The organism is Rhodococcus erythropolis NBRC 15567, assembly GCF_001552595.1.
Classification (GTDB): Bacteria; Actinomycetota; Actinomycetes; order Mycobacteriales; family Mycobacteriaceae; genus Rhodococcus_F; species Rhodococcus_F erythropolis.
The window spans coordinates 1-13,148 of record NZ_BCRM01000014.1 but is presented as its reverse complement, the minus strand read 5'-3'; the positions used below and the strand labels follow the sequence as shown (position 1 = coordinate 13,148).

The window sequence follows — 13,148 nt, the reverse complement described above, 5'->3', positions numbered from 1 at the left end:
TCTCCAAGCGCTCGCACAGTGAACGGGTCCCTATTCGGGCACAATTTCAGCCAAGACGCCCTCGGCGCTGCGGGCAGCAACCAGGCAGGCGCGGGAGGTGAACCTGTCGAAGAGCGGATGCCTGGACAACTCCCGCCATTGCCGGACAGCCGCGGTAGCCCGCTCACGCTGGACCTCCGGCGATTCTTCCGGTTCGCAGCCCAACCGGTCACTGGCCCGGATTCCGTAGCCACCGATCAGCCTTTGCAGTTGTGCCAGGTCGTCGGGTGGCAGATCTGTGTGTACCGAACGAAGTCGCCCGAGCAGGCGAAGTTCGTGGAAACCGTGAACATCGGCAAGCAACCGTTGTGCCTCCGCCGCGATCAGATCGCCTTCCTCACTCGGATCGGCTTCGAGGATTCGGCCCAACGTCACCAGCGCGGTGTGCGATTTCAGTTGATCCGCGCGCTGCCCGAACTGAACGTCGATCACCTGACGAAGTTCGTCCAGTCCGCTTCGCTCCAGCAATTCGGCTGCCAGACTCGGCGAATCAGTGGCACCCAGCTTTATCGACGTCACGGCGAGGCGAATTCCGAAGAGCCCGAACCGATCGGCCAATTGCGCCCGCATCGCCGCATCGACCGGGAGTGGACTGTCCTGCTTGGCAAAACGATCCGCGGAGAGCAGTGCCAGGCTCAGATCCTCGGATGGAACCTGCGCGAGCGCCGAGAAGGCAGCGAACTCACTCTGCCTCATCGTCCGTGCGGCGAGTGCCAGCAGACCTGCCACGGGAACCACCGACTGGCACAGCCCGGTTCGCTCCAACTCCTCGGCAAATCGTGCCGCGACGTCCTTCGCCGAGGACAACGCGTCGAGCCTGCCTGCGCCGACCTCGTCGGCACGCGAGAGAACACCGATCACTCCGAGCGGGCCGGATTCTCCGCCGACATGATCAGCGATCTTCCCGAGGAACTGCATGTCACTGGCGTTCAGGGCGCGCAGCAGGTAGACCACCGCGTCCGCGCCGGGCGCACCACCATCGGGAACCAGCATGTCCCAGGTTCGGGCCGAAACCTCGGTCGAGAGCGACGACGTACCTGGGGTGTCGATGATCGTCGTACGAGCCAATGCCGAAGACGGCCAGTCGACGTCGATGCGGTCCACCGAGTCTGCGGTGTACTCCCCCAGATCGAACGTGAGCCTGCCGTCGCGGCGCGTCACCGGCACGTTGAACTCGGCACCGTTCTCGGCCGTCGCAGTCACCTGGGGCGTTGTCCCGTTCCGATACCAGGTGACGACGCGCGTGCACTCCGTCGCGTCGGTAGGCGCTATATCCTGTCCGACAAGCGAATTGAGCAGCGTCGACTTCCCCGCCTTGAGGGAGCCGGCGAGCGCCACCCGGAGTGGCTCGTCGAGCCTGGCAGCGCATTCGTCCAACTGGGCTCGCGTCTGCGGCTGGTCCGCATAGACCCGTCTGGCCTGGTCGATCAGAGCATGTGCCGACTCCACAGCGGTCACGGCGGTCGTGGCACTCATGCGTTGCTCACCTTTGCCGAAGCAGGAGCCGGAGTTTCGCCGATCAGCTTTCCGGCAACGGTGTCAAGCTCTGCGACGACGCGCATGTCGGTCTCCAGACGCTTGATACGAGCGGCGTGTTCGCTCGACTCCAACTGCGCAGCTTCCTGCGTGGCGCGGAGGGATTCGTTGATCGAGCGCAGCGCCTGCTCGGCGATGTCGGTGAAGTGATCCCGCAGGAGCCGCTGCACCAGGCGGAGGCGGTCCTTCGACTCCTTGCCCACCTGGAAGCTGACGTCGTCGGCGAACCGTCGGATAGCCGCTTTCGCCTCGGCCCGACGCTTGAGCACCTGTGCTTGTTTGTCTTCGCGATAAGCCTTGGTACCCAGCAGAACCCCGGCTCCGATGGAGATCGGGTTGACCAGTGCCATGCCCATCATCGTGGTGATCAAGCCGAACATCAAGACGCCGCCGTACGAGCCGCGCATGCCGACCAGGACCTTCTGAGTGATGCCGATACGGCCGGATTCGAGGTCCGACAACGCGCCAACCGGTTCCAGGAAACCGTCGGTGTCGGCGACGTCGAGATGCGGGAGCGCGACGTCGCCGGTCTCCGCGAAGTGCTGCGCCACAACTTCTGCCAACCATTGAGCTCGATCGTGAGCCCACACGAAGTTGTCACCGATAGCGGTGGCGATCTCCTGTTCGAGCCACTCCCCCACTACGTCCCAGTCCTTACCTGGATCGCCTTCGTCGACCGTCTCTTCGGCCTGGCGGGTGACCCGGCGCAACCGGTCCCGGAGGTCGTGATCGATGTCGGCGGCAAGGTCTGCAATGCCGTCGCCGAGGCTCTGTTGCCAGAGCGAGGTCTTCTTGTGCAGTTCCTCGGCCGCTTCCCGGGCACGCTGCAGGCCGGCGACCGCCGCTTGAGCGGTGGACGGATCCTTCAGCGCCGCAAGCTCACTGCCCATCTCCAACGTCAGATGTGCTGCCGAGGAACGCACGTCCATCGCAACTGCGCGTCGCGTGTTCGACTCGGCACGCGCAACCACGTTGTCCCGCAGGAACTGATAGAGGTCCAGAAATCCGGATTCCGCCTCGAGTTCCTTGTCCCCCAGCCTCAGTGCGTGCGACCGCAGTACCGAGGAGATCGGAATGAGCGGCAGGTCCAACCCGGCGCGCTGGAGATGTCCGCGATCGGCGTCGAGGATCTGTCGCCAGTGCGGGTACAGATCGGTCTTGCTGATCAGACCGGCCACCGCAGGACACAGATTGACGACCTGGCGGATGAATCCCAGCTCGGGTTCGGTGAACTCCTGACTGGAGTCCGACAGAACCAACACGGCATCGGCCGCAGTGATCAATCCCAATGTTCCTGCAGCATGCGGATTTCCATGACCACCGACACCGGGGGTGTCGATCAGAACCAAACCGTCGGCCAACAGCGGACTGGGAACACCCACTTCCACACGCAGAACTTCACGCCCTTCGGCGCGAGGCGTGGCCGGGGTGATCCCCATCAGTTCTTCGAGCGGGAGGGACACCCGGATGGGCGCCGCACCCGGATCGGCGAGAATCAATTCGGCGACCGCGGTCTCCGCGTACTGCACGACCGTCGCCACGGCAGTGGTCTCGTCGTCACCGACCGAACACACGTCGATACCGAGCAGAGAATTGACGAACTGGCTCTTGCCCTGTTTGAGGGGACCGACCACCACGATACGAATACGTGGATCATTGACTCTGACCTGAGCATTCTCGAGTCGGCGCACCAGATCCGTGCGCCCGAAATCCTTCGCCACGACGGCTGTTCGTTCGAGCAACGACGCCGTCGACGACGCGACGCGCGCCTTCCGACTGCTTACCTGACTCGCTGAATCACTCATGAGCTACGTTGACCCGCAATTCTTCCCGACTCGAATATCCGGCCCTGCGAACGCATAGCGCACGCAGGGCCGGATTTGTTACATCAGGTCATTTTGACCGATTTCAGTTCCTGCGTCAGCAGATCAGGGATGCAGGTGATCGACAACCGCAACCGGGTCGATGTGATCGACCGGTGCTGCAACCGAATCCTCGGCGAAGAGCGAGTGTCCGGTATCGGCGCTCAGTCCCGAATCGGAGCCCGCACCGAAAGCGTCGGTCGCATCGATCGACGACCACGGGTTCAGCGCACCGGTCAAGGAACTTGTCAGGTCGGACACGCCGCTGACTGCTCCACCGAGGGATCCACCCAGGTCAGCGACTCCGCCGCCGCCAACGGTACCGCCACCGTCGACGGTGCCACCGGCAGCCGCGGCTGCGTCGGCACCGATCGAACCTGTCACGTCGGTGACTGCTCCGACAGCCCCGCCGAGCGATCCACCGAGATCGGTGACGCCGTTCAGTGCTCCGCCGAGCGACCCACCCAAACCGGCCGCAGCGTTCGTGGCGGCGTCGAGACCTGCTGTTGCGTCGAGACCTGCTGTTGCGTCCAGAGCACCGCCCACCGTTGCTCCGAGGTCGCCGGTCACACCGCCGAGGTTCAGGCCGTCTGCCGCGATGCTTCCGAGGTCGACGGAAGGCAGTTCAGCGGAGATCGGGCCAAGGTTCACTGCGCCGAGGTCGACGGAGGGCAGGTCGGCGCCGATCGAACCGGTGTCGATTCCGCCGAGGTTCAGTGCCGTGTCCAGCGCTCCACCGAGTGCGCCTTCGGCACCGAGAACGCTGTCGAGAGAGCCCCCCAGCCCGAGGCCGGCTCCCAGCGCACCGTCCAGCGCGCCGGTGAGGTCCGTGCCCACGGAACCGACAGCACCCAAGCCGCCTGCACCTGCGAGAGCGGTGTCGAGAGCCGCAGCCACACCGGCTGCCAAGCCTGCTTCGCCGCCCAGCCCGAGTGCACCACCGAGGTCGATTCCGGTAAGTCCGCCTGCGCCCAGCGCTGCGTCGAGTGCGCCGCCGAGACCGCCCGCCAGCCCGGCATCGATGCCGAGTGCCGAACCGAGGACACCTTCGAGGGCCGTAGACAGATTCGCACCGCCGCCCAGAGCCGCTGCGAGGTCTGCGCCGAGACCGCCTTCGAGGTCGAGTGCTCCCCCGAGCAGTCCACCGAGTGCGCCGCCCAGATCGGCGCCGACCGTTCCGCCGGCACCGAGGGCGCCGGAGAGTGCCGCGCTGAGCTGAGCGCCCAGGTCTGCACCGCCGCCGAGTACGGCGTCGAGGTCGAGTCCTCCGCCGAGGCCCAGTGCTGCGTCGAGTGCGCCGCCGAGTGCAGTTTCCAAGCCGCCGCCGACTCCGAGAGCTCCGCCGAGTGCGCCGCTCAGTGCAGCACCGAGATCGAGGCCGCCCGCGATATCGGTGAGAACGCTGACATCCGTGATCGCTCCGAGGACGCCGCCGAGTGATGCACCCAGATCGGCGCCGATCGTGCCGCCGGCTCCCAGGACACCGGAGAGCGCGCCGGACAACGCCGTGCTGAGGTCGCCCGTCAGAGCGCCGGCCAGATCGAGGCCGCCGCCCAGTGCAAGGGCGGATTCCAGTGCGCCGGTCAGGCTCGCGCCCAGTTCGCCGCCGATGTCGAGGAGACCGCTGAGGTCTGCTGCGCCGCCGAGGAGTCCACCGAGAGCCAGTCCGAGGTCGGCTCCGAGGTCGCCACCGATGGCAAAGACGGGTGCGAGGGCTCCGCTGAGCCCCGCCGTCAGGTCGAGTCCGCCGACCGCACCGATGGCGGCGTCGAGGGCTGCGCCCAGTTCCGCGGTCAGACCGCCGGTCACTCCGAGGGCGCCGCCCAGAGCCGCGCTGAGCTGTGCGCCCAGATCGAGAGCTCCTTCGAGATCGAGTGCACCGCCGAGGCCCAGGCCGGCTTCGATGACGGCGCCGAAGGCTGCGCCGAGGTCGGCACTGATCTCGCCGCCGATGGCAAGCGCAGCGCTGAGGGCTGCTGCGAAGTCGCCGACCAGGTCGAACTGGCCGCCGAGGGCGCCTCCGACTCCGAGGCCTGCACCGGCACCGAGACCCAGGCTGCCGCCGAGGCCGCCACCTAGTCCACCGGTGAGACCACCACCGATTCCGAGACCGCCGCCGATGGCACCCGCAGCGGACGCGCCGGCGTTGACGATCGCGGACAGGTCGGCGCCGCCACCGGCAAACAGTCCGGACTCGGCAACCAGCGGAGCGACGGCGACGATGTCGGCGGGGCTGACGTCGCACAGACCGGCAGCATTGAGTGCCGCGGTCGGGTTGGCGCAGTAGTTGGCAGCTGCCTCGTCGTCACGAAGTAGCCCGAGGATGAATTCGAGTACGGCGTTCGTTGCCATGGCGGGTTCTCCTGAAGTTCGTTGACCGGGTTGTTGCCGGTGGGTTGTTGCCGGTGGGTTGTTGCCGGTGATCCGGAAACTGGTGCGCTGCCAGAGGTAGCGAGTGGAATCAACGCTAAGAACTTTTGCGACTGGGGCCAACGGGGAGCACCCCCCTCTTCTGCGTGGACAGACGGGGAAGGCCCCTACGGGGTACGCCCGCTCGGAATAGGGGGATTTGCTCCGATTAGGGGATCGGTCCCCTACTTCGCCGCGACGCCTCCGATCCGGTAACGATCTAGGTCCTGAAACCGACATCGCAGACAACCGCGACAGTCCTTCTGTCGCCCACGACCAGGGGAGTTCGTTCATGGCGGCAGGGCTCGGCATCAGCATCGGTTCGGCCACTCTCGTAGCTGTCACCGACGGCTCGACCGGTGAAACGCAACAGGTCCGCTTACCCAGTGCGCTGCAATTGGACGACGGAACCGTCATCACCGGATTTGTCGAGCGCGTCGGAGACCCGATCCCGATACTTGCCGCCGACGGTACCGAGTACCGCGGCGAGTCTCTCGCAGCGACAGCGGTAGGCGCGCTCGTCGGCCAGGCTGGCGGCGAAGAAGGGCCAACTGTAGTCCTGGCTCACCCGGTGGGGTGGAACCGCCACACAGCACGAACCATGGAGTCCGCGCTGGACGACGCCGGGGTTCACGGGGCTACTCTCGTCGCCGAACCCACGGCCGTCATGGCGTGGCTCGCCGCTTCCGGAAACGCTGCCAACGACGGTCTGACCGTCGTCTACGACCTCGGCGCTCGCTCGCTCGACGTCACGATGATGTCCACGACCGGCGGACGAAGCGAGATCTTCGGAAAGCCACTGCGCAGCGAGGACATCGGCGGCGACGAATTCGATCACCTCGTCACCGTGCACCTGCTCGATGCGGTTTCCGACCACTTCGCAGCCCTTGATCCCTTTGCTCCCGAGACGATTGCAGCGCTGGAAACTCTGCGCGAGCAAGCCCGCGCAGCCAAGGAGGAACTTTCCACCGAGACGGAAACCGTTGCTCGCGTGACGCTTCCCGGCGCCGTCAGCGACATTCGACTGGTTCGTTCCGAGCTCGAGGATCTGATCAGGCCCGCCCTCACCGAATCGGTGGCCTTGGTGCGCGAAAGCCTGCGATCTGCCGGCGTCGAGTCCAGTGATGTCAATCAGGTTGTTCTGGCCGGCGGAAGCTCGTCCATTCCCCTTGTCGCCGAACTACTGTCCGCGGAGCTTCGTGTTCCGGTGATCGCCGACGCCGATCCCGCGTCGTGCGCGGCGTCCGGCGCCGCGGCACTCGCCCTCGACGCCCGAGACTCGCAAGTGCCGGCCGCCGCCACTGCAGTGATTCCCGCCGAGCCGTCGCGCAAGCCCGCACCGGTTCCTGCCTTCTCGACTCCGTTGCTTGCCGAGCCGACAGAGGAAGAGAACACGGCGACTCGACGCTCGTCGAGGGTGGGCGTCGTTGCTGCGGTGGTAGGAGCGTTCATCGTGCTCGCCGCAGGCGGACTCGGAATCGGAACGGCCATGGACAAGATCAACGTTCCGTCCAGTTCGGCGGACACCACCAGTGAGTCCACCTCGTCCACCGCTTCGACCACGCCGGGCTCTACCCCCGGCAGCACCACGGCAGCCGAAGCAGCAGGTAACGGATCCACGACTGCGAACAACGTTACTCAGAACAATCAGCCCGGCTCTCCTGCTGCCGCAGGCGGTTCGACGACGGCACCAGGGGCAGTTCCGGTTGCCGGCGCACCAGCTGGATCTGCTCCCGCACCAGGTGAGACCGCCCAGTCGGCGCCTGCACCTGCCGCACCCGGCGCCCCGGCGCCCGCACCGGCTCCCGCCCCGGCACCGGCGCCCGCGCCCGCGCCCGGAGCAGGCGTCGGAACCGGTATCGGTGATGCTGCGACCGGCATCGGCAACGGTGTCGGCGGTTTGGTCAACGGCGTCGGGGACGGTGTCGGCGGCGTGGTCGGAGGTCTCGGTAACGTCGTCGGTGGTGTCGGAAACGTGGTCGGTGGTGTCGTCGGCGGCGTCACCGCGCCGATCCGCTGACCGGCGGGCTTTCGATGAACCGTGACAGCGGCACCGAATCGTCTTACATTGCAGGACTTTTGCGCGGCATCGACCTGACTGCATCGCCACTGCGCCTGTTCGTCACCGGGACCGACGCCAGCGCTCGGCCCCAAGTGACGAGGGCGGTGCGCAAGAGGATCGAATCTGGTGACAGAACTGTGGTCACCGTCGTCACGCATGACGCCCCGGCCGATGCGATTGTGGTGATCGCAGACGCACAGGCTCTGACCTCCGATGAAATCCGTGCCCTGAACGAACTGGTTCAACGTGACGACCTCGGAGTTGTCATCGCCTCCGATCGGATCGATCCTCCACTCGCACCGATCTACTCGAACATCTCGAGTTTCGGTACCGTCCTACATCTGAACCCGTTGAACCGGTCAGATATTCGGAAGATCGCCGCGGAGCGAAGAGTTCCGCTCGACGATCGCGCCGTGCTGACGCTCGAGCATCTGGCCGGTGGTTCCTTCGGGGCCGTCGAAGCGTATTTCGCCGCCGCCTCGGCGGGCCGCCCGGAAATGGCGACAGCCGTACGCACACACATCCTCCATCAGGTCACCGCTCTGCATCCGATCGAGCGTGAGATCCTCGAGGTTTCATTCGCCGTCCCGGACATCGACGCTTTCGAGCTCGATCTGGGACAGGAGAAGTTCAGTCTCACAGCGGCATTCGACCGAGCACTGGCCACCGGACTGTTCGGTTCGCGATCACCTCTCGTCGCGAGCGTTGTGGCAGAGTCGACCAGCACAGGACGTATCCGCAGCGAGCTGATCAGAATCGTCGAATCACGAGCGAACGCGAGAACCCTCGATATCGATACAGCACGAAGACTTTTCGACTCCGGCATCCGCCACCGCGATCTCACGGCTGTACTACGAGACGCAGTCGACGCGAGCACGCCGGCGGCCGCGGCAGATCTCTTTCGTCGTGTGAATTCGATCGAGCCTCTCGGCGTGGCGGACACGCTGCTGTACGCCCAGGTCTCGGCTCGGAGTGGTGACCTCGACACTGCCTGCCGCCTGGCCGATTCCGTCATCGCCGAACCCGATCTCGACAACGCGAGACTGGCCGCGGCGGTGCGAATCCGCGCAGCTTCGTCCGCAGCATGCGGCCAACTCCGCGCCGCCGCAGATCTCTACACCTGGCTCGGGCCAGGGCGCACCGAAACCGAATCCCCCTTCGCCGCAATCACCTTCCTCGGCATCGGCAACGTCGATGACGCGAACGCGGCGCTCGCCGGGCATACTGGATCACCGTCGAGCTCCACGGTCGGCGCTGCCACACTGGCCAATGGACTGATGCAATCGGTCACGGGGAGTGCACCGAGTGCGCTCAACACGATGTCGCGCGCACTTTCGCTCCCCGGCGGCTCCGGCACATCTGAATTCCAGCCTGATTCCGCCCCGGCGCTGGTAGCTCTTGCACTCCTGCACAACGGCGCCCATGAACGGGCCGCCGCTGTCGTCGCGGCCGCGATCGCCGCCGACGACGCAAGCAGTCACACGTGGGCGCGGCTTCACCTTCTCGACGCGTGGATCGCGATGACCCGTGGGCACGACACTGCTGTCGAAGATCTACCGGAGGAGGTAGTCCGCGGCCCCCTCCGTGAGCGTGACGCACTGTTTCTGCATGCCATGATCGTGGGTCTCGCTCGACGCTCCGGCGATCTCGCCCAGCTGCGGCGCGCCTGGTCGGGCGCAGCCGGCACCCTCTCGTCCTGCAGCGTGGATCTCTTCAATTTGCTTCCCATCGGCGAACTGTGGCTTGCGGCAGTACGACTCGACGAGGCCGAGCAGGTCGAGCATCTGGTCGACGACGCACGCACGCTCCTCCGAGCACTCGGCGAGCCTCCGCTGTGGTCTTCGCCGCTGCATTGGTACGGCGTCCAGGCGTCGATCCTCTCGCAGTCACCGGCCGATCTCCTTCCACACGCCCATACCCTTGCGGAATCGGCCAAAACCCACACTTACGCAGCCGGTTTGGCGACCGCCGGACGCCAGTGGCTCCTACTCATGCAGGGCAGCGTCGACGCAGACGACGTGGAAACTGCAGCGCGAACACTCAACCGCATCGGGCTGCCCTGGGACGCGGCCCGCTTGGCGGGCGAAGCAGCATTGCGCACACCGGACACCAAATCGGCCACCGCATTGCTCCACGTTGCGCGCTCGCTACGCACAACGTCGACGGCCGAGACGAATGCAACCGATTCGACCGACAGCGCGGCACCACCGTCGGTACTGACCGAGCGCGAACAAGAAGTTGCCGAACTCGTCGTCGTCGGCCTGACCTATCGGGAAATCGGCGAACGCCTCTACATCTCCGCTAAAACCGTCGAGCACCATGTCGCACGCATCAAGCGGCGCGTCGGGGCGCAGTCTCGTTCGGAACTGCTCACCATCCTTCGCAGCATGACACCGCCGAACAAATAGTTAGCTGCATATTGTCCGGAGGGTTGCGTATATCCGTTTAAGTGATAGTTTTCACAGGAATCAGGACATGCATGCCGAGCAAAGTTCGGTAACTGTGAAACGGGGATCGCTATGAAGTGGGGAGTCGAACTCGCCGTCGGCAATAAACGAAGCATTGCTGCGATCGCGAAACCCGACTCGGAACCAGTGATCCTCGAACGCGAATCGGTGCTGCACCACGCTCCTGACGGCACCGTGCAGCTAGGTGAAACCGCGTTGGGGTCAACCGGCTTGCGCGGGTTCCTCGACAGGGTCGGAACTGACGATACCGACAACTTCTCCGAGCACATGACGCGAGGAGAGGAACTCGTAGCGACAGCAATGTATTGCCTGGTCAAGGAGGTCCGAACACTCACTGATCAGAACCTGAACATCTCTGCGGTGATCCCGGCAGGTTGGTCGAGCGATTCCGTCGACGCACTGCGCGGCGCACTCGACAGCATGGATCTCGACGGCGTCGAACTGATTCCGGAAGAGAAAGCCTCCGCGGCCTGGCTCGCGGATCCGGATGCCGACGACAGTGCAGCCCGCGGAGCCGCAGCGTTGGCCGCGCCTTACTCGATCACCTCTACCTGTTCCGAACCCGAGCCAACCGATCTTGCCGAGCCAGAGGACACCCTCGAGGAGTTTCCGCCGTTCGTCCTGATCGAACCGGAGCCGGAATCCGGCGTGGAAGTACCGGGCACGAAAGCACCGAGCGTCGACGGTTGGCTGAATCGTCAGTGGCGATCAGAGCGCCGACCGATCATCGCCGCAGCCGCCGCCGCAGTCTTTCTGACGGTGTCGGGTTGCGCGGCCGCGGTCATCATCGGACACACTCCGACCATTTCAGCGCCCGGGATTCTCGACGCACAATCTCCCCTGCCCACCGGCACCACGCCCGCCACTGCGGCGAGTCAGCCCGGCACGGTTTCGCACTCAGCGACCTCGCTCCCGTCGGAAGTACCCGCTCTCGGCGCGCAGCCGACGGCGCAGTCGTGGTCATCCGACGCGGAATCGACCTCATCCGAATCCCAGCCCATCCCGGCGAGTCCGGGCACCGGTACCGAGAAATCCACTACGGCGAACGTCCCCGCGCAACAGGGATCGCCGATCACCATCCAGCTCGACCCCCTTCGGATCGAGAACCTGCCGCCGGTCGTCGGACCGCTGAATCCGGTCGATCCGGCTACCCCGGACACTCCCGCCGTGACCGACCCCACTGATACACAGACAACGCCGACGCAGCCCTCCAACCCGACCGACACAACCGATCCGGTGGTGCCGAATCCCGACATGCCCGTCATGCCATTGGCCCCGAGACCCGGAATGCCAAGTTAGACAGAACGATTGAACAGCCAGAGAGGAGGCGCATATTCCTCGTCGAAACTTTTCCCCTATGGTGGGTGCGGTACCTACCGGCTCGGTGCCGGGGACTTGAAGGGATTTCATGCGTAACTCGTTGGCGATCCGCACCGCTGTGGTCGGCGCCTCGGCACTACTGCTCGCAGCTCCATTCACCACGACGGCATCGGCAGAGCCCGCCTCCGACACGCATGTCGAACAGCTCGAAGCCGACCAGCTTCCGGCTGAGCTGGTCGAGGCGATCACACGCGATCTGAAGATCTCCCCACAGGAGTATCTCGACCGCGCTGCCAAAGCTCAGGAACTCGGCGCGTACGCCCAGGAATTCAAGTCCGAGCGCCCCGGCGACTACGCCGGATCGTGGATGGGACTCGACGGTCAACCCGTCGTAGCCGTCACCACCACCGAAGCTGCTCGAATCGCGGCCGACGACGGATACCGCACCCACGTCGCCCCCGTCTCCGCCGACACCCTCGAGAAGACGCTGGCCGACGTCAACGGATGGATCGCCGGGCTTCCCAAGGAAATATCACGCGCAGTCAATTCGGCGACTATCGACGTCTTGAACAACCAGGTCGTCATCGACGTTGCGAACAGCCCCGTCGGGCAGGCACTCAATCTTCCGACCCTGCTCGAGAACACCAAGATCGTTCTCAGCCCGGACGGCGGCGGATCGGTTGATCCCGGAGCGCTCGGCGGCGACACCTACATCACGTCGACGGGACCCATTCGCGAGACGCCGACCGAGAACATCTCGGTCTGCTCGTTCGGGTTCAACGCCGTCGACGATCAGAACAATGCACTCAATATCAGTGCCGGACACTGCAATCCGGCCGAGGGCTCGAAGTCGCCGGTCTACCTGCCGAATCACGCGAACGTCGACGACAGTCAGTTGATCGGCGCCTTCTCACAGTCTTCCGTCGGCAACAACGCCGGTGATCTCGATTACTCGGTCATCAAGTTCGACCAGTCGGGCATCGACGCGGGCCTCGACCGCGCTGCCGTCCGCGGTGCCAACGGGACCACCCTCGCGATCACCGGAACAGCACGTCCCGTGATCGGCGCTCCCATCTGCAAGTCGGGTCAGACGTCGTCGTTCACCTGTGGCGTCGTGGCAGCCGATCGCGTCGAAACACAACTGGTCATGGCTGACGGCGATTCACGAACCGTCCGCGGGTTCGCCGGTACCGCGTGCACCCTCGCCGGGGACAGTGGCGGCGCCATCGTCTCCGGAACCCTGGCGCTGGGCATCACCAGCGGTTCCAACAGCAGCGGCGCACCCAGTTGCAACGAAGCGAACCTGGTACTCGCGACCTCCGGTGGAACCTCGAATCTGGGTATCCCGGTCGGAGACATCCTCGACGCTGCAGATCGTGCATCCGGTGGCGGTATCGGTTCCGGAATCCGCGTTCGCACTGCGGGTTGACCAACGCCTGATTCACAGCACTG

7 protein-coding genes are annotated in these 13,148 nt (G+C 65.2%); 4 read left to right on the top strand and 3 right to left on the bottom strand.

Annotated elements, in window-relative coordinates; all coding sequences use genetic code 11:
- Positions 1–30: 30 nt before the first annotated feature.
- The 3 genes from RE4_RS18655 to RE4_RS18645 form a co-directional block, all read right to left on the bottom strand.
- The gene (locus tag RE4_RS18655) at positions 31–1,515 is read right to left on the bottom strand and encodes a dynamin family protein (protein ID WP_060939116.1); all 1,485 of its coding nucleotides are present in this window, start codon (positions 1,513–1,515) and stop codon (positions 31–33) included.
- Entirely contained in the window at positions 1,512–3,380 is a 1,869-nt protein-coding gene (locus RE4_RS18650; RefSeq protein WP_060939115.1) for a dynamin family protein, read from the bottom strand. The genes RE4_RS18655 and RE4_RS18650 overlap by 4 nt, the downstream gene beginning before the upstream one ends.
- 123 nt (positions 3,381–3,503) lie before the next feature.
- Positions 3,504–5,789 (bottom strand): IniB N-terminal domain-containing protein, encoded by a 2,286-nt coding sequence (locus tag RE4_RS18645; RefSeq protein WP_020968773.1) that lies wholly within the window; start codon positions 5,787–5,789, stop codon positions 3,504–3,506.
- A gap of 349 nt (positions 5,790–6,138) precedes the next feature.
- Here RE4_RS18645 and RE4_RS18640 point away from each other — a divergent pair, with 349 nt between their 5' ends.
- From RE4_RS18640 to RE4_RS18625, 4 genes are all read left to right on the top strand, one after another.
- The gene (locus tag RE4_RS18640) at positions 6,139–7,866 is read left to right on the top strand and encodes an Hsp70 family protein (protein WP_060939114.1); all 1,728 of its coding nucleotides are present in this window, start codon (positions 6,139–6,141) and stop codon (positions 7,864–7,866) included.
- 14 nt (positions 7,867–7,880) lie between these two features.
- Positions 7,881–10,316 (top strand): LuxR C-terminal-related transcriptional regulator, encoded by a 2,436-nt coding sequence (locus RE4_RS18635; RefSeq protein ID WP_060939113.1) that lies wholly within the window; start codon positions 7,881–7,883, stop codon positions 10,314–10,316.
- Positions 10,317–10,427: 111 nt separating this feature from the next.
- On the top strand, positions 10,428–11,675 hold the full coding sequence (locus tag RE4_RS18630) for a hypothetical protein (protein ID WP_030535950.1): 1,248 nt from the start codon (positions 10,428–10,430) through the stop codon (positions 11,673–11,675).
- A gap of 109 nt (positions 11,676–11,784) precedes the next feature.
- A complete protein-coding gene (locus RE4_RS18625) occupies positions 11,785–13,125 on the top strand; it encodes a S1 family peptidase (RefSeq protein WP_020906592.1) in 1,341 nt (446 codons plus the stop codon).
- Positions 13,126–13,148 lie beyond the last annotated feature (23 nt).